Here is a 23,224-nt window from a genome sequence, read left to right as displayed (position 1 = left end):
CCTCGACGCCCCGCGACGTCACAGCACGTCGTGCACCGTCCGCCGGTGCGTGGAGCGCCGGTCGTCGATCTCCGTCCAGCGGTCGCCGTAGATGTTCCGGGTGATGCCCGGCTCCCGGACGAAGTCGTGCGGGAAGCCCAGCGGCAGCGCGCTCACCTCGTCGAGGCGGGCGACGGCGTCCGCGTCGAGCCGGACGTCGACCGCCCCGAGATTGTCGGCGAGCTGGCCCTCCTTGGTGGCGGCGATGATGGGGACGATGGTGCCGGGCCGCCCGAGCAGCCACGCCAGCGCCACCTGCGCCGGGCTCCAGCCGCCCTGCTCGGCGATCTGAAGAACCGCCGTCACGACGGCCTCCTCGCGCGCGTCGACCGTGCCGCCCGTGACGTCCAGCCGCCCTGCCTCGCCGCGCCGGTACTTCCCGGTGAGCTTCCCGGACGCGAGCGGCCCCCATGCCGGCACGGCCAGGTCGAAGGCCCGCGCCTGCGGCAGCAGTTCACGCTCGGGCGTCCGTTCCAGCAGGTTGTACAGCAGCTGCGACCCCGCGAACGCCGTCCAGCCCCGCAGCTCGGCCAGCGTGTTGGCCTGTGCGATCTCCCAGGCGGGCCAGTCGGAGACACCGACGTACAGCACCTTCCCGGTCCGTACCAGGTCGTCCAGCGCCCGCATCACCTCCTGGACCGGGGTGAAGTTGTCCCGCGCGTGCACCCACAGCACGTCGAGCCGGTCGGTGCGCAGCCGCTCCAGGCTGGCCTCCACCGACTGCACCAGGTTCTTGCGGTGGTTGCCCGCGGCGTTGACGTCACCGTCGCGGATACCGCACGTGTACTTGCTGGCCAGCACGAACGCGTCGCGCCGCCCCTGGAGCAGGCCGCCCAGGATGCGCTCCGAGCTGCCGTCCGTGTAGATGTTGGCGGTGTCGATGAAGTTGCCGCCCGCGTCCGCGTAGGCGTTCACGATCCGCTCGCTGGTGTCCTGGTCGGCGCCCCAGCCCCAGTCGTCGCCGATGGTCATCGCGCCGAGACACAGCTCACTCACGCGCAGACCGGTCTTGCCGAACAGTGTGTAACGCACGGTGCGTTCCCCTTCGGGACGTCGGGCAGGTCGTGCGGACGACGCCAGGAGCTGGAGCGCGCTCCAGCGCAAACCGCCGTGCCGCGGCTCACCCCTCGTCACCCGCCAGGTAGACACCGAACATGGCACCCTGCGGGTCACGCAGCACGGCGATGCGCGGACCGTCCGGCAGGGAGGTGGGCTCCATCAGGGCCGTGCCGCCCGAACCGATCGCCGTCGCGGCGGTGGCGTCGACGTCGGCCACCGCGAAGTACGGCAGCCAGTGCGGCGGCACCTCGTGCGGGAACTTGTCGTCCATGGTCATCAGGCCGCCGAAGTCCTGGCCGGCGATTCCCCACTGGGCGTAGTGCTCCGAGGCGTTGACGGTCCAGCCGAAGACGGTCGTGTAGAAGTCCCGGGCGCGTGCGGGCTCCCGGGTGAGCAGTTCCACCCAGCCCAGCGCGCCGGGCGCGTTGAACAGTCCGGCGCCCTCGAAGGCCCGTGGCTGCCACAGCGTGAACGCGGCGCCGGACGGGTCGGCGGCCACCGCGAAGCGGCCCATGTCGAACACGTCCATCGGGCCCATCAGCACCGTCCCACCGGCCGCGGTGATCTGCCGCGCGGTCTCGTCGGCGTCCCGGACGGCGAACGACACGGTCCACGCGACCGGCTGCCCCTCCTGGTACAGCGGTGTCAGCGCGGCCACCGCCGCGTCGCCCAGGTGCGCGACCGTGTAACCGCCCGCCTCCTGGCGCGGGTCCGTCTCGGACCGCCAGCCGAACAGCTCGGCGTAGAACCGCTTGGCCCCGTCCAGGTCAGTCGTGCCCAGTTCGACCCAGCAGGGACCGCCGACCACCGGCTTGTCGAGCTTCATCCGACGTTCCTTCCGCAGCGAGAACCTCCACCTGCACGCTAGCCCCGCCCACTGACAGCGGCCATCCGGCAACCTTCTCGCGCCCGCGCCGCCGCCGACGTACGATCACCCCCGTACCGCACCGCGTGGCGGCCTCCAGACGATTCCCCCTGCCCGGAGGTTTTGCATGTCCGCGCCCCAGGTGCGCCCCTTCCGCCGCGACGACCGCGACCAGCTCACCGAACTGGTCAACGCGCATGTCGCCGCCGTCGTCCCCGGTGTCTCCGTCTCCGTCAACACCGTGCTCAGCGCGCTGGAGCGGGAGCCGGACGAGTTCATCACCGACCCATGGGTGTGTGAGCGGGTCACCCTCGTCGCCGAGCAGCGTCGCTCCCTGGTCGCGGCCGCCCATCTGCTGCGCTACCGCGCCGACGCCGAGGTCGGCGAGCACTACCGCGACGCCGGTGAGATCCGCTGGTTCGTGTGCGCCCCTGCGGCCTCGTTCCGGCCGGACACCGAGCGGGCCGCCGGCCTGCTCATGCAGGGGTGCCTCGCCCAGCTGGCCCGTTGGCAGGTACGGGTGCGGTACGCCGACGGCACGCTCCCGGCCCCGGCCGTGTACGGGCTGCCTCGCCCCTGGCCGCACGTCCGGTCCGTCTACGAGCGCGCCGGGTTCCGCCACGTCGGCGGCACGGAGGTGCTGCTCATCGCCCGCGTCGCCGACCTTCCCAGGCCGGAGACCCGGCCTGGGGTGACGTACGAGCGCACGCTCGGGGAGTGCGGCACCCGCTGGACGGCGTACGAGGACGGGCACGCCGTCGGTTTCGCGGAGGTGGACACGGCGCTTGCCCGGCCCGAACGGCACGTCCGGGCGGGCGGGCTCGCGGACGTCGGCAACCTGTACGTCGAGCCGTCCCGCCGGGCGGAGGGCTGGGAGCGCCGCTTGCTCGCCCAGGCCGCCGACTGGCTGCGCCTGTGCGGCGCGGACCGTGTCCTGGCGTACGAGGCGGCCGAGGACCGTACCGCGATCGACCGGCTCACCGGGACGGGTTTCCGGGAGCTGACCCGCACCGACCGCGGCTGGGAGCACCGCCCGGCCTGAGGGGTCCTCAGGTGCCCGGCCGGTACCGGATGGGATGATCCGCCGGGACCTCCACCAGCACGATCGGCACGCCGTCCGGGTCCGCGATCCACATCTCGATCAGTCCCCATGGCTCGCGGACCGGCGGCCGTACGATCTCCACGCCCTTGCCCCGCAGTTCGTCGTGCGCGGCGGACACGTCCGCGACCTGCAGCCACAGCCGGACGGCCGGGGACGGCGGCGTCTCGGAGCGGCCGGAGAGTTCCAGGTGACCGCCGCCGATGAAGTAGACGGTGCCGCGGTCCGGCCCCGTGCCGAACTCGCGGTAGACGGCGAGGCCCAGCTGCTCGCCGTAGAAGAGACGGGACCGCTCGGGGTCGGTGGGGCGCAGCAGGATCCGGCCGCTCAGTACATGCACCATGCACCCGGAGCCTAGTCGTGGCGCTACGCTCGTCGATGCCCGAGCCACGCCGGACCATGCGGAGGGAACCTGATGGACAGCGCCACCACCCACTCACTGACCTTCCGCGACGCCACCGACGCCGACGTGGACACGCTGGTCGCACTGATCGAGTCCGCCTACCGGGGCGACTCCAGCCGGGCCGGGTGGACCACCGAGGCGGACATCCTGCAGGGGCAGCGGACCGATCCCGAGGGCGTGCTGGCGGTCATCAAGGCGCCGGACAGCAGGCTGCTGACGGTGGAGCGGGACGGCACCGTCGTCGCCTGCTGCCAGCTCGAACACCGTGGCGAGCACGCCTACTTCGGCATGTTCGCGGTGAGCCCCCGGTTCCAGGGCTCCGGCCTCGGCAAGGTCATCCTCGCGGAGGCGGAGCGGCAGGTCCGCGAGACCTGGGGCGCCAAGGAGATGCACATGACCGTGATCTCCGCACGCGAGGACCTCGTCGCCTGGTACGAGCGGCGCGGCTACCGCCGTACGGGACGGATGACCCCGTTCCCGTACGGCGACGAGCGGTACGGCATTCCGCAGCGCGACGACCTGCAGTTCGAACTGCTCGTCAAGAAGTTTGCGTAGCGCCTACGCCGTGAACCGGGCGGTGCGCTTGGTCTCCGGGTAGTCGGTCGTCGCGCCGTCCAGGTCCAGCGCTCGTACGAGACGCAGGTGCTCCTGCGTGTTCACCACCCAGCCGATGATCCTGAGGCCCGCCTCGCGCGCGTGCTCCACGATCTCCAGGGTGAGCCCGCGGATGTTGAGGCAGACGGTCGCCGCACTGGCCTCGACGGCGCGCTCCACGACGTCCGTGCCGTACCGGCTCGCGATCAGCGCGGTGCGGACGCCGGGCACCAGCCGGGCGATCTCGGCGATCGCCTCGTCGTGGAACGAGGACACCTCGACCCGGTCGGCCAGATCCCGCTCCCGCATCACCTCGGCCAGCGCCCGCGCCGCCCGCACGTCCTTGATCTCCGCCTGCAGCGGCGCCCGGACCGCCGCCAGGACCTCCTCGAACACCGGGACCCGCTCGCCCCGGCCCGCGTCCAGGGCGCGCAGCTCGGCGAGGGTCTGCTCGGCGACCGGCCCCGAGCCGTCCGTCGTACGGTCCACGTCGGTGTCGTGCATGACGACGAGGGCGCCGTCCCTGCTCAGACGGAGGTCGAGTTCGATCGCGTCGAGACCGGCCTCCTCGGCGGCGGTGAAGGACCGGAGGGTGTTCTCGGGCTCCACGCCCATGACTCCGCGGTGACCGATGGTGAGGAAGTTCAAGGTTCGACTCGCTTCCGTCGACGGCGGCGGGTTCAGGCCTCGCGGCCCTCCTGGACCGTATCGCCTGGGGCCGGGCCGAGGGTGACGACGGGGCGATGTGCCTCCGAGTTCGCCGTGTCCCACAGGAAAAAGTGCGGTGAAGGTGGGGGCGAGGCAGAATAATTTCCCGAGGGCCCCCTTGCTGGGAGAAACCTGCTGTGTATACGGTCTCCTTACGCGAGGTTCTCCCGTGGAGGATGGGACATGACGGAAATTCTTGTGCAGGTGGGCTCCGAGAGGAAGGTTCCTTCCGTGACCAGGGTGGTCGAGCACCCGGCGTGGCCCGTGCTCAAGGATGCCGTGGAGCAGATCCGGCCATGGCAGTCCAAGGACGGATCCATCGACTTCGAGGCCGACGGCGCCCCCGACCCGGCGGAGGCCGAGCGCGCCGTACGGCGTGTCGTCGACGCCGTCGAGGAGCTGTCCCCGCTCCTGCCCCACGACGCCGCCTACCACCGGGCCCTCGTGCAGGACCTGCGCCGCTGGGCCGGCGACGGCTTCAAGGTGCCCGACTTCCTGGACTCGCTGCTCGCCTTCCAGCCCGCCGCCAACCGGCAGGACGGCCTGCAGCACCTGGTCGTCTTCCCGATGTACACGCAGAACGGCAACCCGGACCGCAACCTCGAAGCGGTCGTGCTGCGCATGGTCTGGCCGGACTGGCTGGCCGAGCTGGAGCGCACCCGCTACGACAACCCGCTGTTCTGCGGCATCACGTTCGAGGACTTCACGGCCGGGTACGACACCAACTCCGCCGTCCTCTTCCCCGAGACCATCGCCGTGCGCCAGGCCCCGGAACGGTTCTCCTGGGGCGGCATCTTCTGCGACCGCGAGGCCGCCCGCTTCCGCCGGGTCACCGAGGCCGCCGTCGACATCCTGGGCCTCGACCTGCCCGAGGACATCGCCGCCATGGTCCATGACCAGAAGCGCTGCGAAGAGGCCTTCGTGCTCTGGGACATGGTCCACGACCGCACCCACAGCCACGGTGACCTGCCGTTCGACCCGTTCATGATCAAGCAGCGCCAGCCGTTCTGGATGTACGGCCTGGAGGAGCTGCGCTGCGACCTCACCGCCTTCAAGGAGGCCGTGAAGCTGGCCGGCGAGGGCGTTCCGCAGGCCCGTGACGTGCAGTACGCGGTGCTGTTCGACCGGATGTTCCGCTTCCCGGTGACCGGCGAGCGGGTGCGCAACTACGACGGCCTCGGCGGCCAGCTGCTCTTCGCCTACCTGCACCAGCACGATGTCGTCCGGTGGACCGACAACAAGCTGTCCATCGACTGGGAGCGCGCGCCGCAGGTCACCAACCAGCTGTGCGCCGAGATCGAGAAGCTCTACCGGGACGGCATCGACCGCCCCAAGCTCGTGCACTGGTTCGCCGGGTACGAGCTGGTCTCCACCTACCTCGCCCCGCACCCGGGCTCCAAGTGGGCCAAGGGCCCGGACGCCCTGGACCTGACCCAGCCGCCGCGCAAGCTCGTCGATGACGTGCTTCCCGACGAATTTCCGCTGAGCATGTTCTATGAAGCGCTGTCCAAGAAACTCAAGAAGGTGATTGCCTCGACCCGGGGCATCACGGCGGACAGCGCCGAGCGGGTCGCCGCGTGAGCGATCACGTCCAGAACACTGCTCAGGAGGCGAAGACCATGGGGAACGGGGCTCTCAGCGGTGCGGTGATCGCGGTGGCCGGCGCGGGTGGACCCGCCGGCCGGGCGACGCTGCTGCGGCTGGCCGAGGCGGGCGCGACCGTCGTCGGCTCCGACAACGACCCGGAGCGACTGGCGGAGGCCGTGGACACGGCCAGGTACGCGCACGGCGGTGCCACCGTCGTCGGCGACACGGTCGACCTGCTCGACCGGCAGGCCGCCCAGGACTGGGCGGTCCGCATCGAAAAGGACTTCGGCCGCGTCGACGGCCTGGTCCACCTCGTCGGCGGCTGGCGCGGCAGCGAGACCTTCACCAAGACCCGGCTCGACGACTGGGACCTGCTGGAGTTGCTGCTCATCCGCACCGTCCAGCACACCTCCCTCGCCTTCCACGAGGCGCTGCAGCGCAGCGACCGCGGCCGGTATCTCCTGATCAGCGCCGCCGGCGCCAGCAGGCCCACCGCGGGCAACGCCGCGTACGCCGCCGCCAAGGCCGCCGCCGAGGCCTGGACGCTGGCCCTGGCCGACTACTTCGCCAAGGCCGGGGGCGAGCAGGGGCCGAAGGCCGCGGCTGCGATCCTGGTGGTGAAGGCACTGGTGCACGACGCCATGCGCGCCGAGCGACCCAACGCGAAGTTCGCGGGCTTCACCGACGTCAAGGACCTGGCGGAGGCGATCGCCGGTGTCTGGGACAAGCCCGCCGCCGAAGTGAACGGACAACGTCTGTGGCTGACCGAGAAGCCGTGAACCCCCCGAAGACCGACGCGCGTCGCCAGCACGACCCCGAGGTCCGCGGTTTCGCCAGTGACAACTACGCCGGGGCCCACCCGGAGGTGCTCGCCGCCCTGGCCCTGGCCAACGGCGGGCACCAGGTCGCGTACGGCGAGGACGCGTACACCGAGAACCTCCAGCGGATCATCCGCAGCCACTTCGGTGCCACTGCGGAGGCGTTCCCGGTGTTCAACGGCACCGGCGCCAACGTCGTCGCCCTGCAGGCGGTCACCGACCGCTGGGGCGCGGTGATCTGCGCCGAGAGCGCGCACATCAACGTCGACGAGTGCGGGGCGCCGGAGCGGGTCGGCGGGCTGAAGCTGCTCACCGTTCCCACGCCCGACGGCAAGCTCACGCCCGAGCTGATCGACCGGCAGGCGTACGGCTGGGACGACGAGCACCGGGCGATGCCGCAGGTCGTCTCCATAGCCCAGGCCACCGAGCTGGGCACGGTCTACACGCCGGACGAGATCCGGGCGATCTGCGAGCACGCCCACGCGCACGGGATGAAGGTCCACCTGGACGGCTCCCGCATCGCCAACGCGGCCGCCTCCCTGGACGTCCCGATGCGGACCTTCACCAACGCGGCCGGCGTCGACATCCTCTCCCTGGGCGGCACCAAGAACGGCGCCCTGTTCGGTGAGGCGGTCGTGGTCGTCAACCAGGACGCCGTCCGCCATATGAAGCATCTGCGCAAGCTGTCCATGCAGCTCGCCTCCAAGATGCGCTTCGTGTCGGTGCAGTTGGAGGCCCTGCTCGCCAGGGACCTGTGGCTGCGCAACGCCCGCCACTCCAACGAGATGGCCCAGCGGCTCGCCGAGGGCGTACGGGCCGTGCACGGCGTCGAGCTGCTCCACCCGGTGCAGGCCAACGCGGTCTTCGCGCGGCTGCCGCACGACGTGAGCGAGCGGCTGCAGAAGCGGTTCCGTTTCTACTTCTGGGACGAGGCCGCCGGTGATGTGCGCTGGATGTGCTCCTTCGACACCACGGAGGAGGACGTGGACGCGTTCGTCGCGGCGCTCAAGGAGGAGATGGCGCGGTAAGCCCGCGTTGTGCATAGATGTGCGATCACCTGAAACGTCATTGACGCTCGGGTGGTCGCGTTTCTGTGCTCTGCCGCACTCCCGGGACTCCGGCGATCTCCACGTCACCCGGCCTTCACGCCCGACCTGAAGTCCAATGAACTGGACTCTCCGGTCCTGTATGCTGCACCGCATCCAGGGGTGCTGGAGGCCCTCAAGGCGGCCCCCGACCGGCCGTACCTCTGGCAGCACCTTCCCACCGCACTCTGAGGCAAGGCGGACCATGACCTTCACGCTGACCGTGTCCGACGAGGTGCGCGCACTCGCACCCGGCTTCACCTACGTCGCCGTCGAGGCGCACGGACTCGTCAACGGCCCCAGCACCGGCGACAGTTCGGCCCTCCTCGACGACGCGGCCCGCCGTCTCGCCGTGCGCCTGGACGGGCGCGCCCCGCACGAGGATCCGCACATGGCCGCCTGGCGCGAGGTGTACACGGCGTTCGGATCGAAGCCGTCGCGCACCCGCAACTCGGCGGAGGCGCTGGCCAAGCGGGCTCTCACGGATGCCGGTCTGCCCCGGATCAACGTCCTCGTCGACGTCTACAACGCCATCAGCGTCGCCCATCTGATCCCGGTCGGCGGCGAGGACATCGGCCGCATCGAGGGAGGGATGCGCCTGGTGCGGGCCACCGGCGACGAGGATTTCGTGACCGTCGCCGGCGGCGAGGAGGTCGTGGAGCACCCCGACCCCGGCGAGGTGGTGTGGCGCGACGAGGCCGGGGTCACCTGCCGTCGCTGGAACTGGCGCCAGGGCCCACGCACCCGGCTCACCGAGGAGACCGTCTCGGGCATCTTCCTGCTGGAGGCCATGGCCCCGCTGCCGGTCGCCGAGGCAGAGGAGGCGGCCGCCGAACTCGCCGCCCTCCTGGAGAAGTTCAGCCCCGGCGCCCGGATCACGGTGCACGCCCCGCAGTCCGCGAGCTGAGCCGCCCGGTCCGTCTGGGCCGTCCCGCCGCTGTGCGTCAGCGGGAGTCGGCCTCGCGGACCTGTTCCGGGGTGGGGGCCGTGCCGCCGAGGTGGGCGGGGAGCCACCAGGTGTCGTCCGTGCCGCGAGGGCGTCCGGGGTAGGCGCGCTGCGCCGCGTCCAGCAGGTCCTGGACGCGCTCGCGCAGGCGGCGGGTGATCGCGCCCGCGTACTGGTCGCGGGGGGCGTCGAGGGCCTCGCCGACCCGGATCGTGACCGGGATGTGGCTGCGCTTGAAGTTGCGCGGGTGGCCCTTGGTCCACAGCCGCTGTGTGCCCCACACCGCCATCGGGATCAGCGGCACGCCCGCCTCCTGGGCCATGCGCGCCGCACCCGACTTGAAGCTCTTCAGGGTGAACGACTGCGAGATCGTGGCCTCCGGGAACACGCCGACGATCTCACCCGAGCGCAGCGAGTCCAGGGCGTGCTGGTAGGCCGCCTCACCCTGCTTGCGGTCCACCGGGATGTGCCGCATGCCACGCATCAGCGGACCGGAGACCCGGTGCCGGAAGACGGACTCCTTCGCCATGAAACGCACCAGGCGCTTCTGGGGGAGCGCCGCCAGGCCGTTGAAGATGAAGTCCAGATAGCTGATGTGATTGCTCACCAGCACGGCGCCGCCCGAGCGCGGGATGTTCTCCGACCCCTTGCAGTCGATCTTCAGGTCCCAGACCTTGAACATGGTCAGCGCGAGACCGACGACGGGGCGGTAGACGAGTTCTGCCATGGGCGGGGTGGACCCTTCCTGCTCTGCCTGGGAAGGGACTCCCGGCGGACAAGTTACGCAGCCGTAGGTTACGACACTCGCAGATCGTGCCCCAAGAACGTGCGGGGAGCCAGTCCTGGTTCCCGACCGAGGCGAGATCCTCGTCACGTCCGCGCGTAGGTCCACCTCGTGCTTTTACGGCGTCTTTACTCCGTGCGTACGGTGACCTGCTGGGCGAGCCCGTAAAATTCGCACGCCACACGGAACCCCAACGCCCCGTCGAGGAGGGCGGCGACGAGCCCGGCCCGGTCATGTCCATGAACCCAGGATTCCGCAGCGAAAAGGCTCCAGGCGGGAATCTTTGCGGTCTCGTGAACGCTTGTGCCGGGCAGGACGGGAGTTGTGACAGGCCGGGGTGGTGTGTGCGCGTGCGTGACGGGGACAAGCGGCTCGGTGCGGCCGAACTGGGGGCCGACCTCGGTGAACGCGCCACACTGGTGCAGTTCTCCAGCGCCTTCTGCGCGCCCTGCCGGGCCACCCGGCGCATCCTCGGCGAGGTGGCCGGCCTCGTCCCCGGTGTCACCCACGTCGAGATCGACGCCGAGGCCCATCTGCCTCTCGTACGCGCACTCGACATCGTCAAGACCCCGACCGTGCTGGTGCTGGACGCCGACGGCCGGGTCGTGCGGCGGGCCGCGGGACAGCCGCGCAAGGCCGACGTGATCGCCGCGCTGGGACAGGCGGTCCGCATCCAGGGCTCCGGGTCCTGAGGCGCAGACCGGATTCCGGGACGAACTTGACTGTGCGCGGCATCTATCGTCAGCCTGACCGTATGCCTTCGGACGTCCTTCTCTTCGGCCGGGTTCACGTCGACCTCGTCCGCACCGCGAGCGCGCGCTGTCCGGGCTGCTGAACAGCCCAGGATCCGCTCGTCGTCTCCCGCAGAAGGTCAACTCCATGACGGCCACCCCCGACCTTGCCGTTCCCACCTCTCCGTCGACCGCCGCGCCCGACCTGTTCCGCGCCGTCTTCCGGCGGCACGCGGCCGGCGTGGCGGTGATCACGGCGCGGGGTGACACCGGCCCCGTCGGCTTCACCGCCACCTCCCTCACCTCGGTCTCCGCCGAACCGCCGCTGCTCTCTTTCGGGATAGGCACGGGGTCGTCCAGTTGGGCGGCGATCTCCGGGGCCGACCATGTCGGCGTGCACGTGCTCGGCGAGCATCAACAGGAACTGGCGGCCACCTTCGCGCGCAGCGGCGCCGACCGGTTCGGCGCGCCCACCGTCTGGCGCGAGGGTCCCGAAGGCGTTCCCCTGCTCGACGGCGTACTGGCCTGGCTGGTGTGCAAGGTGCACGCGCGCGTGCCCGCGGGTGATCACCGCCTCGTACTCGCGGAGGTCGTCGACGGCGACCCGGCCGGCGTGGGCCGGCCGCTGCTGTACCACCAGGGACGCTTCACCGCGTTGCGCGACTGAGCGCACCTGCGGAATCGTCCAGTTCCGGTTACGCTGCGTTGCGAAGGTCACAGTTCAAAGCGCTTGCTTAGCGGGCATGAACTGGGTGTACTGACGAGTAATATCTCGTTCGGAGCGCGGGTCGCCCCGACCGGGATCGGCCGCTAGAGGCGCCTATGCTGCCTGCAAGAAGGCAGCCTGAAATTGACGATGCAGTAGGAGAGCCGGCGTGAGCTTGAGGATCGTTGTCACTGTGAAGTACGTGCCCGACGCCACTGGCGACCGGCACTTCGCCGATGACCTGACCGTCGACCGGGACGACGTGGACGGTCTGCTCTCCGAACTCGACGAGTACGCGGTCGAGCAGGCGCTGCAGATCGCCGAGGACGCCGACGACGCCGAGGTCACCGTCCTGACGGTCGGCCCCGAGGACGCCAAGGACGCGCTGCGCAAGGCCCTTTCGATGGGCGCCGACAAGGCGATCCACGTCGAGGACGACGACCTGCACGGCACCGACGCCATCGGCACCTCCCTGGTGCTGGCCAAGGCCATCGAGAAGGCCGGGTACGACCTGGTCATCTCCGGCATGGCCTCCACCGACGGCACCATGGGCGTCGTACCGGCGCTGCTCGCCGAGCGTCTCGGCGTCCCGCAGGTCACCCTGCTCTCCGAGGTCTCCGTCGAGGACGGCACGGTCAAGGGCCGCCGCGACGGCGACGCCGCCTCGGAGCAGCTTCAGGCCTCGCTTCCGGCGGTCGTGTCCGTCACCGACCAGTCGGGCGAGGCGCGTTACCCGTCCTTCAAGGGCATCATGGCCGCCAAGAAGAAGCCGGTGGAGTCCTGGGACCTGTCCGACCTCGACATCGAGGCCGAAGAGGTCGGCCTGGACGGCGCCTGCACCACGGTCGACACCGCGGCCGAGCGCCCGGCCCGCACGGCCGGCACGATCGTCAAGGACGAGGGCGAGGGCGGCAAGCAGCTCGCTGAGTTCCTCGCGAGCCAGAAGTTCATCTGAGCCCTGAGCTCGACTTCGCCGACCGCCCCGCACACTTCGCAAGCAGGAGAGAAGAAGTCCCATGGCTGAAGTTCTCGTCTACGTCGACCACGTGGACGGTGCCGTCCGCAAGCCCACCCTGGAGCTGCTGACGCTGGCCCGCCGCATCGGCGAGCCCGTCGCCGTCGCCCTCGGTAACGGCGCCGCCGACACCGCCGCCACGCTCGCCGAGCACGGCGCGGTGAAGGTCCTCACCCACGACGCCGCCGAGTACGCCGACTACCTGGTCGTCCCGAAGGTGGACGCCCTGCAGGCCGCCTACGAGGCCGTTTCCCCGGCCGCCGTGCTGGTGCCGTCCTCCGCCGAGGGCAAGGAGATCGCCGCCCGCCTCGCGCTGCGCATCGGCTCCGGCATCATCACCGACGCCGTCGACCTGGAGGCCGGTGACGAGGGCCCGGTGGCCACGCAGTCGGTGTTCGCCGCGTCCTTCACCACCAAGTCCCGTGTCACCAAGGGCACCCCGGTCATCACGGTCAAGCCGAACTCGGCCGCCGTGGAGGCCGCGCCGGCCGCCGGTGCCGTCGAGGCGCTGTCGGTGACCTTCTCCGACAAGGCCACCGGCACCAAGGTCATCTCGCGCACGCCGCGTGAGTCGACCGGCCGTCCGGAGCTGACCGAGGCCGCGATCGTGGTGTCCGGCGGCCGCGGGGTGGGCGGTGCGGAGAACTTCGCGCTGATCGAGGCGCTCGCCGACTCGCTCGGCGCGGCCGTCGGCGCGTCGCGCGCCGCGGTGGACGCGGGCTGGTACCCGCACACCAACCAGGTCGGCCAGACGGGCAAGTCCGTCTCGCCGCAGCTGTACATCGCCTCCGGCATCTCCGGCGCGATCCAGCACCGCGCCGGTATGCAGACCTCGAAGACCATCGTGGCCGTCAACAAGGACCCCGAGGCCCCGATCTTCGAGCTGGTCGACTACGGCGTCGTCGGCGACCTGTTCGACGTCGTCCCGCAGCTGACCGAGGAGATCAAGTCCCGCAAGGGCTGATCGTCCGCAGGCCGTACGAGGCCCCCGTGACCGCCGCCGGTCACGGGGGCCTCGGCTCATCCCAGGGTCAGTGAGGCCTGCACCGGCAGATGGTCGCTCGGGAACTGCCCGTCCACCGAGAAGGTGTTGACGGACGCCCGGTGTGCGGTGACGCCGGGCGTGGCGAGGATCCAGTCGATCCGGTCGCCGTTCGGGGTCAGCGGCCGGTAGCCGTGGAAGGTGGCGTAGTGCGGGCCGCGCTCGGCGGCCGTCTCCCAGGTGTCGACGAGCCCGGCGCCCAGCATCGTGTCGTAGACCGGGTTCTTGTGCGCGGCGACGTTGAAGTCGCCGGTCACCAGCAGCGGCAGCGAGCGGTCCAGCCCGGCGATCCGCTGCACGATCAGCGCGGCGGCACGCGCGCGTGCGTCCTGGCTGCGGTTGTCGAGGTGGGTGTTGAGGACGTAGAACTCCCGGCCGTCGTCCCGCAGATCCCGGAAGCGGACCCAGGTGACCATGCGGATGGAGCCGCCGCCCCAGGTGTTCGACCCGATCACGTCGGGGGTGTCGGAGAGCCAGAAGTGGTCGTATGCGAGCGGGGCGAGGCGGCGGGTGTCGTAGAAGATCGCCATGAACTCGTCGCGGCTGCCGCCCGCGCGGCCGGTGCCGATCCAGTCGTGGTGCGGGCCGAGGTCGGACTCGATGTCCAGCAGCTGCTGGTAGAGGCCCTCCTGGGTGCCGATGAGATGCGGGTGCTCGCGGCGCAGCAGCTCGCGCGTCACGGGTCTGCGCACGGCCCAGCTGTGGGGTTCGGTGGTGCTCGCGAAGCGGAGGTTGAAGGACATGGTCTCCAGCCGGAGGCTGGTGCGCCGCACCGCCGGTGCGAGGCCGGTCTCCTCCGCCGAGGCGGCCGACGACGACAGTGCTGTACTGGAGAGGGGCAGGGCGGCCGCCGCGGCTAACGCGGTCTTCAGGCCCAGGCGGCGCGTGACTCGGCTCTGGTTCGGCACGGTGCTCCTTCGATGGGGCGGCCAGGGAGTCGGTGTACGAAGTGTTCTACCGCCCCATGAGATGAGCGTGAACATGCCGAAAGGCCGGGGTGGCCCGGTGAGGAAGTGGTGTTGACCAGGCGGTAGGTCCCCGGATAACTTCGTTCTACGGATTGTTGATTCCGCATAGCGGAAAATAGGAGGGTGTGGGATGGGTCAGGGCCAGCAGGAGCAGGTCGCGACGAGCCTCGCGGGCACGGTCAGCGAGGAGATCAGCGCCTCCCTCGCGCCGGTCGACGCCGAACTGGAGCGCCGCTACCCCGGAGACCCCGGCACCCGCCAGCCCGTCCACACCGTCTACGTCCCCGGTGACGCCTTCGCCGCCGACACCATCCGCTCCTGGGGCGACCAGGCACTCGCCGCCCTCGACGAACACGCCCCGGACGCCGCCTCCTTCGCCGCCGTCCTGGGGCTTGCCGACGACCTCGCCGAGCCCGTGTACACGCGCGTGCGCGCCAAACTGGAACGCGAGCCCGTCGAAGACCTGCGCGTCGACTTCGAGGACGGCTACGGCCCCCGCCCGGACGCCGAGGAGGACGAGGCGGCCGCCCGCGCGGCCCGGCTGATCGCGCAGGCGTACGAGAACGGGACCGCGGCGCCGTACATGGGCATCCGCATGAAATGCATGGAGGCGCCGGTACGGGACCGGGGCATCCGCACCCTCGACATCTTCCTCACCGGCCTCATGCGGGCCGGTGGCCTGCCCGACGGGCTGGTCCTCACGCTGCCCAAGGTGACCTGTCCGGAGCAAGTCGGCGCCATGGTCCGGCTGCTGGACGCCTTCGAGAAGGCGCACGCGCTGGAACCCGGCCGGCTGGGCTTCGAGATCCAGATCGAGACCAGCCAGTCCATCCTCGCCGCCGACGGCACCGCCACCGTCGCCCGGATGATCCAGGCCGCCGAGGGCCGCGCCACCGGGCTGCACTACGGCACCTTCGACTACAGCGCCTGCCTCGGCGTCTCCGCCGCCTACCAGGCCAGCGACCACCCGGCCGCCGACCACGCCAAGGCGGTCATGCAGGTCGCGGCGGCGGGCACCGGTGTACGGGTGTCGGACGGCTCGACCAACGTCCTGCCCGTCGGCCCGACCCAGAAGGTCCACGACGCCTGGCGCCTGCACTACGGCCTCACCCGCCGCGCCCTGGCCCGCGCCTACTACCAGGGCTGGGACATGCACCCCGGCCACATCCCCACCCGGTACGCGGCCGTCTTCGCCTTCTACCGCGAGGGCTTCGAGCAGGCTGCGGCCCGCCTCGCCCGCTACGCCAACCGGGCCGGTGGCGACGTCATGGACGAGCCCGCCACCGCCAAGGCCCTCAGCGGCTACCTGTTGCGCGGCCTGGACTGCGGGGCCCTCGACATCGCCGAGGTCGCGCGGCTGACCGGCCTCACCCGCGCCGACCTGGAAGGCTTCGCCGCGCCCCGGCGGGGCGACCTGACGGCGTCCGCGAAGTAGGCAGCGGGCCTGTCACAGGCGCCACCTGAGGGCCTGGTTGTCGGTGCTGCCCCGTAGTCTGTACGGCACTCATGCACATGTCGTACTGACGTAGGAACGGGGCAGCGGTGTCTTCGGGGGAGTACGGACGGGCGGACCGGGCCGGTCGGCTGCTGGCCGGACGCTACCGCGTGGTGGCGCAGCTCGGCCGGGGTGGCATGGGCGTGGTCTGGAGAGCGGTCGACGAGGTCCTCGGCCGTGAGGTCGCTGTCAAGGAACTGCGCACCTACACCGACGCCGCCGGGCCCGAACTGGCCGACCTGCGGCTGCGGATGCAGCGCGAGGCCCGCGCCGCCGCCCGGGTGCGGCATCCCGGCGTCGTCGCCGTGCACGACATCGCCGAGGTCGACGGCCGCCCGCTGATCGTGATGGAGCTGGTCGACGGCCCCTCCCTGGACGACGTACTGCGCGACCGCGGCACCCTCGACCCGCGCGAGGCCGCCGGAATCGGCGCCAAGGTCATGGACGCGCTGGCCGCCGCCCACCGCGTCGGTGTGCTGCACCGTGACGTCAAGCCGGGCAACATCCTGCTGGACCGCTCGGGGCGGGTGCTGCTCACGGACTTCGGCATAGCGACGATGGAGGACCCCGGCGACGGCTCGGCGACCCACCTCACTCGCAGCGGCGAACTCGTCGGCTCCCTCGACTACTTGGCCCCCGAACGAGCCCAGGGCGCCGACCCCGGCCCCGCCTCCGACGTCTGGGCCCTCGGGGCCACCCTGTACGCCGCCGTCGAAGGCGCCTCCCCGTTCCGCCGTACGTCGACGTACTCGACCCTCACCGCGATCGTGGCCGAGCCCCTGCCGGAACCGCAGCGCGCCGGTCCCCTGGGCCCCCTCCTGCGCCGCCTCATGGACAAACGCCCGGAGTCCCGACCGGAGGCGGAGGAGGCGCGGGAGCTGTTGCAGCAAGTCGCGGACTCACCTGCCACCGACATACCGACGGCGCTGCTGCGGGGCGGAGCGGCGGGGACGCTCTCGCGCGAGGACCCGCCGGGCCGACCAGAGACGGAACTGAGTGTTCCGGCGATACCGCCGGGGTTCGGGCCGGTTCAGGGGGCGCCGGGTGGGGCGGCGCAGGGCGGGACCGGCGGGCAGGCGGTCGGCGGGGAGACCGGGTCGGGCCCGCAGGGCATCGGCGAGACCGCCCAGACGGGTCGTGGGCCGCAGGCCTCTGACGAGCACACGGCGCCGAGCCCTCAGGGCTTCGGCGAGCCCCCGCAGAACGGTTCTGGCCATCGGGACTTTGGCGCGCCCGCACGCGCTGGGTCCGGGCCGCAGGAGTTTGGTGGGCTGGCGCGGGCTGGGTCCGGGCCGCAGGAGTTTGGTGAGTTCGCGCAGGCTGGGTCCGGGCCGCAGGGCTCTGGCGCCCTCGCCGCGACCGGCCCCCACCCTCAGGGCAGTGGCGGGCCCGCGCAGACTGGGTCCGAGCCGCCGGACTTTGGTGCGCCCGCGCAGACTGGCCCCGATCCTCAGGGCTTTGGTGGGCTGGCGCAGGCTGGGTCCGATCCTCAGGGCTCTGGCGCCCTCGCCGCGACCGGCCCCGACCCCCAGGGCATTGGCGGGCTCGCACAGACGGATTCTGGCCCCCGAGGCTATGGTGCGCCTGCGCAGACGGATTCTGGCACCCGAGGCTATGGTGCGCCTGCGCAGACGGCTTCTGGCCCGCAGCGCTACGGCTACCCCGCGCACACCGCCCCTGCCCCCACCCCGCAGGCATTCGGCACCCCCGCCCCCTCCGGCCCAACCCCGCCCACCGCCTCCGCCCCCACCGGCCCCATGGCCGTCACCCCACCCCGCCGCAAGGGCCGTGCGCTGCTCGCCGCTGCCGTGGTCGTGGTTGTGCTCGCGGCAGCCGGTGTCACGGTCGTCATGCTCGACAACGGCTCGGGCGAGGCGACGGCAGATGCGCGGCCCACCGAATCCGCCGCCCGTGCCACGCCCGCCCCCTCGGTTCGCACCGAGGGCGGCCGTTCGGCCGACGCCACGCCCTCCGAGCAGGGCGCCGACGGCAAGAAGACACCGACCGCGGAGCAGTCGACCGGCGAGGAGGGCGAGCCCGCTCCCAAGGACACGGCAGCGCCCAAGCCGTCCCCGTCACAGACGACCGGGGCCGGGACCACCGGGGGCGGCAGTACGACGGGCGGCGGCGGCACCGAGACCACCCCACCGCCGTCCTGCCACTCCATAGGCGGCGGCAAGTACAACTGCACGGTCTGGCGCACCGCCAAGTCCTACACCACCTCCGGCACCGAGGTCGGCATCCTCAACGCGGGCACCAACTACTTCTACTGCCAGCAGAACCTGGGCCGCCGCGAGACCTACGGCGAGTGGACCAACGTCTGGTGGGGCCGCACCGACGACGACAGCGGCAACGCCGACGTCTACGTCAGCGCCGTCTACATCCGGGGCGGCGACAACGACGCCCCGGTACCCGGCCTCCCGCTCTGCTGAGCCCGCACGTACCGTTCCAGCCCGGACGCCGTCACCAGCTTCTCCTCGGCGAACAGCCGCGTACCCCGCACGCACAACCACCGGTCGGCCCGCGCCCGCGCACAGAACTGCTCGGGCGTCGAACCGAACAGCTCCCGCAACCGGGGCAGACCAACGAGGAGTTCCGTCAGCAGCGCACGCTGGCCGGGGTGGCTGCGGGGCGCCTCGGTGCCGTCACGGAGGACGCCGTGCCGGTTGACGTACACATACGCGCCCGGCAGCGTCGTACCGTCCGCCACTTCGATCCGTACGTCGGGCGCGGGCAGCCAGGCCCGGTCGAAGTTGCCGCGCGGCAGGGGCACGCCCTCACTCGCGTCCACCACCGCCAGCTGCTCGGCGTCCAGCCAGATGACGAACAACTCCCGTAAGGCCAGGGGCGAGTGGACCGGCGACGCGGAGACATACCCCATGCGACTGACGTGCGCGGAGACACCCACGTCGATGCCGGTGACCCGGGCCTTCACCATCGGGACGGGGGACCGGATCCCGGACTCGCGCAGTTTGTGACGCAGTTGGCCGGGGCAGGCGTTGGAGCCGACGGCGAGCACCGGCGTGCGGTCCTCGTGCACCAGCCGCTCCAGCGGCAGCAGCCGGTCGCCATCCAGCAGCCCCGACTCCCGGGGCCAGGCCCCCGGATAGCTCAGCGGCTGCTCGCGAGGCGCCTCGGCAAGCCCGAGCGCCTCCAGGGTGCGGTCCTCAAGTGGCTGCGCGCGGTCGTCCACGGGCCGCTCAGTCCGCCGGCGGCAGCTCGCCCGAGCCGCGGGTGATCAGCCGGGTCGGCAGTTCGATCTTCTCCGGCACGGCCGGCGAGCCGTCCAGCTGGCGGAAGAGCCGCTCGGCGGCGGTGCGGCCCAGCGCCGCCGCGTCCTGCGCGACGACCGTGACACCCGGCTGGAGCAGATCGGCCAGCTCGATGTCGTCGAACCCGACGAACGCCACCCGGCGCGGATGCTCGGCAAGGACCCGGATCACGGTGACCGTCACCCGGTTGTTGCCCGCGAAGATCGCGGTGACGGGCGAGGGACCGGACAGCATCTCCTCGGCCGCCCGCCGCACCCGCAGCGGATCCGTGGCCCCCAGGGACATCCAGGCGTCCTCGACCGGTATGCCGGCGTCCTCCATGGCCGCCCGGTAGCCGCGCAGCCGCTCGGCGGCGGTGTGGATGCGGGGCATGTCGCCGATGAACCCGATCCGCCGGTGCCCGTGCGCGATCAGGTGGGCGACGCCGTCCCGGGCGCCGCCGTAGCTGTCCGACAGGACGACATCGGCGTCGATCTTCCCGGCCGGACGGTCCACGAACACCGTGGCGACGCCCGCCTTCAGCTCGGGCTCCAGATAGCGGTGGTCGTCACCCGCAGGGATGACCACCAGCCCGTCCACCCGCCGCGCGCACAACGCGAGCACCAGCTCCTGCTCGCGCTCGGGGTCCTCGGCACTGGAGCCGTTGATCAGCAGGGCGCCGTGCGCACGGGCGACCTCCTCCACGGCGCGGCTCAGGGGGCCGTAGAACGGGTCGGCGAGGTCCTCCAGGACCAGCCCGATGCTCGCCGTACGGCCCTTGCGCAGCACCCGCGCGCTGTCGTTGCGGCGGAAACCGAGCGCCTCGATGGCCTTCTGGACGCGGCGCTCGGTCTCCGGGGTCACGCCCGGCTCGCCGTTCACGACCCGGGAGACCGTCTTCAGTCCGACTCCGGCGCGGGCCGCTACGTCCTTCATGGTGGGCCGGTTTCCGTAGCGCGTTCCGGCGAGGCGATGGGTCTCGGGCACGGTGCGGTGTCCTGTCCTGTGATCCACGGGGATGCGTCGGTCCATGGTTTGTATGAGGATGTGGCGTCGAGCATAGAGCCTGGACAACGTTGTCAGAAGCGGGAGAGACTGTCCAGCGCACTCCCCGGCCCGCGCCCCACCGCTGGGCCGGCCAGCCCATTTCCCAAGGTGACGGGGGATCCGACACAGATGCACACCGACCTCGTGGCCGCGCTCGACATCGGCGGCACCAAGATCGCAGGCGCGCTGGTGGACGGCGGCGGCCGGATCGTGGTGCGCGCCCAGCGCCCCACGCCCGCCCAGCAGGACGGCGACACCGTGATGCGGGCCGTCGAGGAGGTGATCGGCGAACTCACCGCCTCGCCGCTGTGGGGCCGTGCCGACGCGGTCGGCATCGGCAGCGCGGGCCCGGTGGACGCCTCCGCGGGCACGGTCAGCCCGGTGAACGTGCCCGGCTGGCGTGACTATCCGCTGGTGGCCCGGGTCCGGGCGGCGACCGGCGGGCTGACCGTCGAGCTGATCGGCGACGGCGTGGCCATCACCGCCGCCGAGCACTGGCAGGGCGCGGCCCGCGGCCACGACAACGCGCTGTGCATGGTCGTCTCCACCGGCGTCGGTGGCGGCCTGGTCCTCAACGGCCGCCTCCACCCCGGCCCCACGGGCAACGCCGGCCACATCGGCCACATCAGCGTGGATCTCGACGGGGCCCCCTGCCCGTGCGGTTCCCGTGGCTGCGTGGAGCGCATCGCCAGCGGCCCCAACATCGCCCGCCGCGCCCTGGAGGACGGCTGGCTGCCGGGCCCCGACGGCGACACCTCGGCCGCCGCGGTGGCCGCGGCCGCGCGCGCGGGCGACCCGGTCGCCGTGGCCTCCTTCGCACGTGCCGCGCAGGCCCTGGCCGCGGGCATCGCGGCGACCGCGGCCCTGGTCGAGATCGACATCGCCGTGATCGGCGGGGGCGTGGGCAAGGCGGGTGACGTGCTCTTCACGCCCCTGCGCAAGGCCCTCGCCGACTACGCGACCCTGTCGTTCGTCCAGCGCCTGACCGTGGTGCCCGCCCAGATGGGCACCGACGCGGGGCTGGTGGGGGCCGCCGCGGCAGTGCTGGGCCACAGGGCGGACGCCGCGGCGGCAGGAGTGTGAGGAAACGTCGGCAGGAACGTTCAGCCGGGTCCATGGTGGCGGCCGGGGTCGGTGGAGTCCTCATGGCCGAGTCAAGGGTTTCGCGATCTCGGCAGGGTCTTCGGCGTGCTGGTCGTCGATGCGACGGTCGGTGTCGATACCGACCCAGAGGCGGTCTGCGCGGTCGGCCGTGGGCGTCTCCTCAGCGTCGGGTAACGCCCGTTCTGTCCGGGGCACCCGCCGTCAGCTCCGTACGCGACGCGCAAAGCGCGGCCGGGCGTCCGGAGATCCGGGCGGCCCCTCCACCGGAGCCACCGGGGGACGGAAGCCGCTTTGGAGTCACACCCGGCCTTCCCGGACAGCCGAACAACTCACGGAGCGGTATTGGTGCGTGACCCCGGACCGGGTCCGTCAGTTGATCGGGCATGAAGAAGCGCAGCATGCTCGCCATCGCCTCCCTCGCCACCGGTTTCGTCGTCGCGGCGGTCACCCCTTCCCACGCCGTGGGTGACGGGCTGGGCAACCTCGACGTCGGGGACACCCTCAGTAAGCTCGACAAGACCCTCGCCAACGAAAACCTGCGGCTGGACCACGGCGGCACGGGTGGCAACCAGAGCGTCAAGAACAGCGGCAAGCAGGGTCACAAGGCCCACTGAGGCAGCGGACAGCGATACGGCGAAGCGCCGGGCCCCGCACAAGGGGTGCCGGCGCTTCCGCTTGTGCACCCTCAACTGGGGCTGGTTTCCGTGGCAGGGTGAAGCGGGCAAGGCACAGGGGGCCAACAGAAGAGGGGGAACCGTGATCGTCTGGATCAACGGCGCGTTCGGTGCGGGGAAGACCACGACCGCACGGGAACTGATCGACCTGATCCCGAACAGCACGCTCTTCGACCCCGAGGTCATCGGCGGCACACTCACGCACCTGCTGCCGGCCAAACGCCTCGCCGAGGTCGGCGACTTCCAGGATCTGCCGATCTGGCGACGCCTTGTCATCGACACGGCGGCCGCGATGCTCGCCGAACTCGGCGGCACGCTCGTCGTGCCCATGACCCTGCTGCGCCAGGAGTACCGCGACGAGATCTTCGGCGGTCTCGCAGCCCGCCGGATCACCGTCCGCCATGTCCTGCTCGCCCCGGCCGAAACGATCCTGCGCGAGCGGATAGCCGACCGTGAGATACCGCAGGACCTGACCGACGGCGAGATACGGGCCCGGCAGTGGTCGTACGACCACATCGAGCCGTACAAGGCCGCCCTCGCCTCCTGGCTCACCGCCGACGCCCACCCCATCGACAACGGCGCCCTCACCCCGTACGAGACCGCCGCCCGGATCGCCGAGGCCGTCAACTCCGGTGCCGTGCCCGTCTGCGACATCGTGCAGACCCCCGAACCCACCGCCGAGACACTCGCCGCCGGCGTCCTCCTCTTCGACGAACAGGACCGCGTGCTGCTCGTCGACCCGACCTACAAGGCGGGCTGGGAGTTCCCCGGCGGAGTCGTCGAACCGGGTGAGGCGCCCGCCCGCGCCGGTATCCGCGAGGTCGCCGAGGAGACCGGGATCCACCTGGACGACGTACCGCGCCTGCTCGTCGTCGACTGGGAGTCGCCCGCGCCTCCCGGGTACGGCGGTCTGCGCCTCCTCTTCGACGGCGGCAGCCTCGACTCCGCGGAGGCGCGGCAGTTGCTGCTGCCCGGTCCCGAACTGCGCGGCTGGCGTTTCGTCACCGAAGAAGAGGCGGCCGGTCTGCTGCCGCCGGTCCGCTACGAGCGGCTGCGCTGGGCGCTGCGGGCCCGGGAACGCGGGGCGGCGCTGTATCTGGAGGCGGGGGTCCCGGTCGGTTGAGGGCGGGCGTCCGCCCTACCGCGGCCGGTGCCCCCTGCTGTCGGCCGCCCCCCGAGGCCGATCCGGACCGCACCGGGGCGC

General features: G+C 71.6%; 23 protein-coding genes and 1 pseudogene. 16 read left to right on the top strand and 8 right to left on the bottom strand.

The window, feature by feature from the left end; all coding sequences use genetic code 11:
• Window positions 1-18: 18 nt before the first annotated feature.
• Together KWI83_RS11990 and KWI83_RS11985 are read right to left on the bottom strand one after the other, a co-directional pair.
• Window positions 19-1,071 carry an aldo/keto reductase gene (locus KWI83_RS11990; RefSeq protein ID WP_218514308.1) on the bottom strand — a complete coding sequence of 351 codons (1,053 nt, stop codon included), beginning with the start codon at window positions 1,069-1,071 and terminating at the stop codon, window positions 19-21.
• 88 nt (window positions 1,072-1,159) lie between these two features.
• The gene (locus KWI83_RS11985) at window positions 1,160-1,924 is read right to left on the bottom strand and encodes a VOC family protein (protein ID WP_218514307.1); all 765 of its coding nucleotides are present in this window, start codon (window positions 1,922-1,924) and stop codon (window positions 1,160-1,162) included.
• Between the two features lie 166 nt (window positions 1,925-2,090).
• Here KWI83_RS11985 and KWI83_RS11980 point away from each other — a divergent pair, with 166 nt between their 5' ends.
• On the top strand, window positions 2,091-3,005 hold the full coding sequence (locus KWI83_RS11980) for a GNAT family N-acetyltransferase (protein WP_218514306.1): 915 nt from the start codon (window positions 2,091-2,093) through the stop codon (window positions 3,003-3,005).
• 7 nt (window positions 3,006-3,012) lie between these two features.
• Here the strand turns inward: KWI83_RS11980 and KWI83_RS11975 are convergent, their stop codons facing one another.
• Window positions 3,013-3,405, bottom strand: a complete 393-nt coding sequence (locus KWI83_RS11975) for a VOC family protein (RefSeq protein WP_218514305.1) — start codon at window positions 3,403-3,405, stop codon at window positions 3,013-3,015.
• 72 nt (window positions 3,406-3,477) lie between these two features.
• Here KWI83_RS11975 and KWI83_RS11970 point away from each other — a divergent pair, with 72 nt between their 5' ends.
• Window positions 3,478-4,020 (top strand): GNAT family N-acetyltransferase, encoded by a 543-nt coding sequence (locus KWI83_RS11970; RefSeq protein WP_218514304.1) that lies wholly within the window; start codon window positions 3,478-3,480, stop codon window positions 4,018-4,020.
• 3 nt (window positions 4,021-4,023) lie between these two features.
• Here the strand turns inward: KWI83_RS11970 and KWI83_RS11965 are convergent, their stop codons facing one another.
• On the bottom strand, window positions 4,024-4,707 hold the full coding sequence (locus KWI83_RS11965; RefSeq protein ID WP_218514303.1) for a glycerophosphodiester phosphodiesterase family protein: 684 nt from the start codon (window positions 4,705-4,707) through the stop codon (window positions 4,024-4,026).
• 243 nt (window positions 4,708-4,950) lie between these two features.
• Here KWI83_RS11965 and KWI83_RS11960 point away from each other — a divergent pair, with 243 nt between their 5' ends.
• The 5 genes and pseudogenes from KWI83_RS11960 (at window position 4,951) to KWI83_RS11945 (ending at window position 9,164) form a co-directional block, all read left to right on the top strand.
• Window positions 4,951-6,348, top strand: a complete 1,398-nt coding sequence (locus KWI83_RS11960; protein ID WP_218514302.1) for a DUF6421 family protein — start codon at window positions 4,951-4,953, stop codon at window positions 6,346-6,348.
• A gap of 38 nt (window positions 6,349-6,386) precedes the next feature.
• On the top strand, window positions 6,387-7,133 hold the full coding sequence (locus tag KWI83_RS11955) for an SDR family NAD(P)-dependent oxidoreductase (RefSeq protein ID WP_218514301.1): 747 nt from the start codon (window positions 6,387-6,389) through the stop codon (window positions 7,131-7,133).
• On the top strand, window positions 7,130-8,200 hold the full coding sequence (locus KWI83_RS11950) for a low specificity L-threonine aldolase (RefSeq protein WP_218514300.1): 1,071 nt from the start codon (window positions 7,130-7,132) through the stop codon (window positions 8,198-8,200). Before KWI83_RS11955 ends, KWI83_RS11950 begins: the two co-directional genes overlap by 4 nt.
• 111 nt (window positions 8,201-8,311) lie before the next feature.
• Window positions 8,312-8,449, top strand: a pseudogene (locus KWI83_RS38430) (transglutaminase); the annotation flags it as partial.
• 13 nt (window positions 8,450-8,462) lie between these two features.
• Window positions 8,463-9,164 carry a B3/4 domain-containing protein gene (locus tag KWI83_RS11945; protein ID WP_218514299.1) on the top strand — a complete coding sequence of 234 codons (702 nt, stop codon included), beginning with the start codon at window positions 8,463-8,465 and terminating at the stop codon, window positions 9,162-9,164.
• Window positions 9,165-9,201: 37 nt separating this feature from the next.
• Here KWI83_RS11945 and KWI83_RS11940 read toward each other — a convergent pair whose 3' ends face one another.
• Complete coding sequence (locus tag KWI83_RS11940; RefSeq protein ID WP_218514298.1) at window positions 9,202-9,930, bottom strand: lysophospholipid acyltransferase family protein; 729 nt, start codon at window positions 9,928-9,930, stop codon at window positions 9,202-9,204.
• 296 nt (window positions 9,931-10,226) lie between these two features.
• Between KWI83_RS11940 and KWI83_RS11935 the strand changes: the two genes are divergently transcribed.
• From KWI83_RS11935 to KWI83_RS11920, 4 genes are all read left to right on the top strand, one after another.
• Window positions 10,227-10,679: a thioredoxin family protein gene (locus KWI83_RS11935; RefSeq protein ID WP_218514297.1), complete on the top strand. Its 453-nt coding sequence runs from the start codon at window positions 10,227-10,229 to the stop codon at window positions 10,677-10,679.
• Window positions 10,680-10,866: 187 nt separating this feature from the next.
• The gene (locus KWI83_RS11930; protein WP_218514296.1) at window positions 10,867-11,385 is read left to right on the top strand and encodes a flavin reductase family protein; all 519 of its coding nucleotides are present in this window, start codon (window positions 10,867-10,869) and stop codon (window positions 11,383-11,385) included.
• 208 nt (window positions 11,386-11,593) lie between these two features.
• Window positions 11,594-12,379, top strand: coding sequence for an electron transfer flavoprotein subunit beta/FixA family protein (locus KWI83_RS11925; protein ID WP_218514295.1), 786 nt, complete (start codon window positions 11,594-11,596; stop codon window positions 12,377-12,379).
• 61 nt (window positions 12,380-12,440) lie between these two features.
• Window positions 12,441-13,403, top strand: coding sequence for an electron transfer flavoprotein subunit alpha/FixB family protein (locus tag KWI83_RS11920; protein WP_218514294.1), 963 nt, complete (start codon window positions 12,441-12,443; stop codon window positions 13,401-13,403).
• A gap of 56 nt (window positions 13,404-13,459) precedes the next feature.
• Here KWI83_RS11920 and KWI83_RS11915 read toward each other — a convergent pair whose 3' ends face one another.
• A complete protein-coding gene (locus KWI83_RS11915; protein WP_218514293.1) occupies window positions 13,460-14,389 on the bottom strand; it encodes an endonuclease/exonuclease/phosphatase family protein in 930 nt (309 codons plus the stop codon).
• A gap of 190 nt (window positions 14,390-14,579) precedes the next feature.
• Here KWI83_RS11915 and KWI83_RS11910 point away from each other — a divergent pair, with 190 nt between their 5' ends.
• Together KWI83_RS11910 and KWI83_RS38425 are read left to right on the top strand one after the other, a co-directional pair.
• A complete protein-coding gene (locus KWI83_RS11910) occupies window positions 14,580-15,884 on the top strand; it encodes an aldolase/citrate lyase family protein (RefSeq protein ID WP_218514292.1) in 1,305 nt (434 codons plus the stop codon).
• Window positions 15,885-15,991: 107 nt separating this feature from the next.
• Window positions 15,992-18,376 carry a protein kinase gene (locus KWI83_RS38425; RefSeq protein WP_308122034.1) on the top strand — a complete coding sequence of 795 codons (2,385 nt, stop codon included), beginning with the start codon at window positions 15,992-15,994 and terminating at the stop codon, window positions 18,374-18,376.
• On the opposite strand, the gene KWI83_RS11900 is transcribed toward KWI83_RS38425, so the two are convergent.
• Together KWI83_RS11900 and KWI83_RS11895 are read right to left on the bottom strand one after the other, a co-directional pair.
• Window positions 18,322-19,137, bottom strand: coding sequence for a hypothetical protein (locus KWI83_RS11900; protein WP_218514291.1), 816 nt, complete (start codon window positions 19,135-19,137; stop codon window positions 18,322-18,324). The two genes, KWI83_RS38425 and KWI83_RS11900, sit on opposite strands and share 55 nt — an antisense overlap.
• Before the next feature lie 7 nt (window positions 19,138-19,144).
• Window positions 19,145-20,182: a LacI family DNA-binding transcriptional regulator gene (locus KWI83_RS11895; RefSeq protein WP_218514290.1), complete on the bottom strand. Its 1,038-nt coding sequence runs from the start codon at window positions 20,180-20,182 to the stop codon at window positions 19,145-19,147.
• Between the two features lie 189 nt (window positions 20,183-20,371).
• On the opposite strand from KWI83_RS11895, the gene KWI83_RS11890 reads away from it, so the two are divergent.
• From KWI83_RS11890 to KWI83_RS11880, 3 genes are all read left to right on the top strand, one after another.
• Complete coding sequence (locus KWI83_RS11890; protein WP_218514289.1) at window positions 20,372-21,325, top strand: ROK family protein; 954 nt, start codon at window positions 20,372-20,374, stop codon at window positions 21,323-21,325.
• A gap of 404 nt (window positions 21,326-21,729) precedes the next feature.
• Entirely contained in the window at window positions 21,730-21,960 is a 231-nt protein-coding gene (locus tag KWI83_RS11885) for a hypothetical protein (protein ID WP_218514288.1), read from the top strand.
• Between the two features lie 142 nt (window positions 21,961-22,102).
• Complete coding sequence (locus KWI83_RS11880) at window positions 22,103-23,143, top strand: NUDIX hydrolase (RefSeq protein ID WP_218514287.1); 1,041 nt, start codon at window positions 22,103-22,105, stop codon at window positions 23,141-23,143.
• The last annotated feature ends 81 nt before the right edge of the window (window positions 23,144-23,224 follow it).

It is taken from the genome of Streptomyces sp. TRM70350, from assembly GCF_019219825.1.
Lineage (GTDB): Bacteria > Actinomycetota > Actinomycetes > Streptomycetales > Streptomycetaceae > Streptomyces.
The sequence above is the reverse complement of the archived record's forward strand: the minus strand, read 5'-3'. Positions and strand labels throughout refer to the sequence as shown.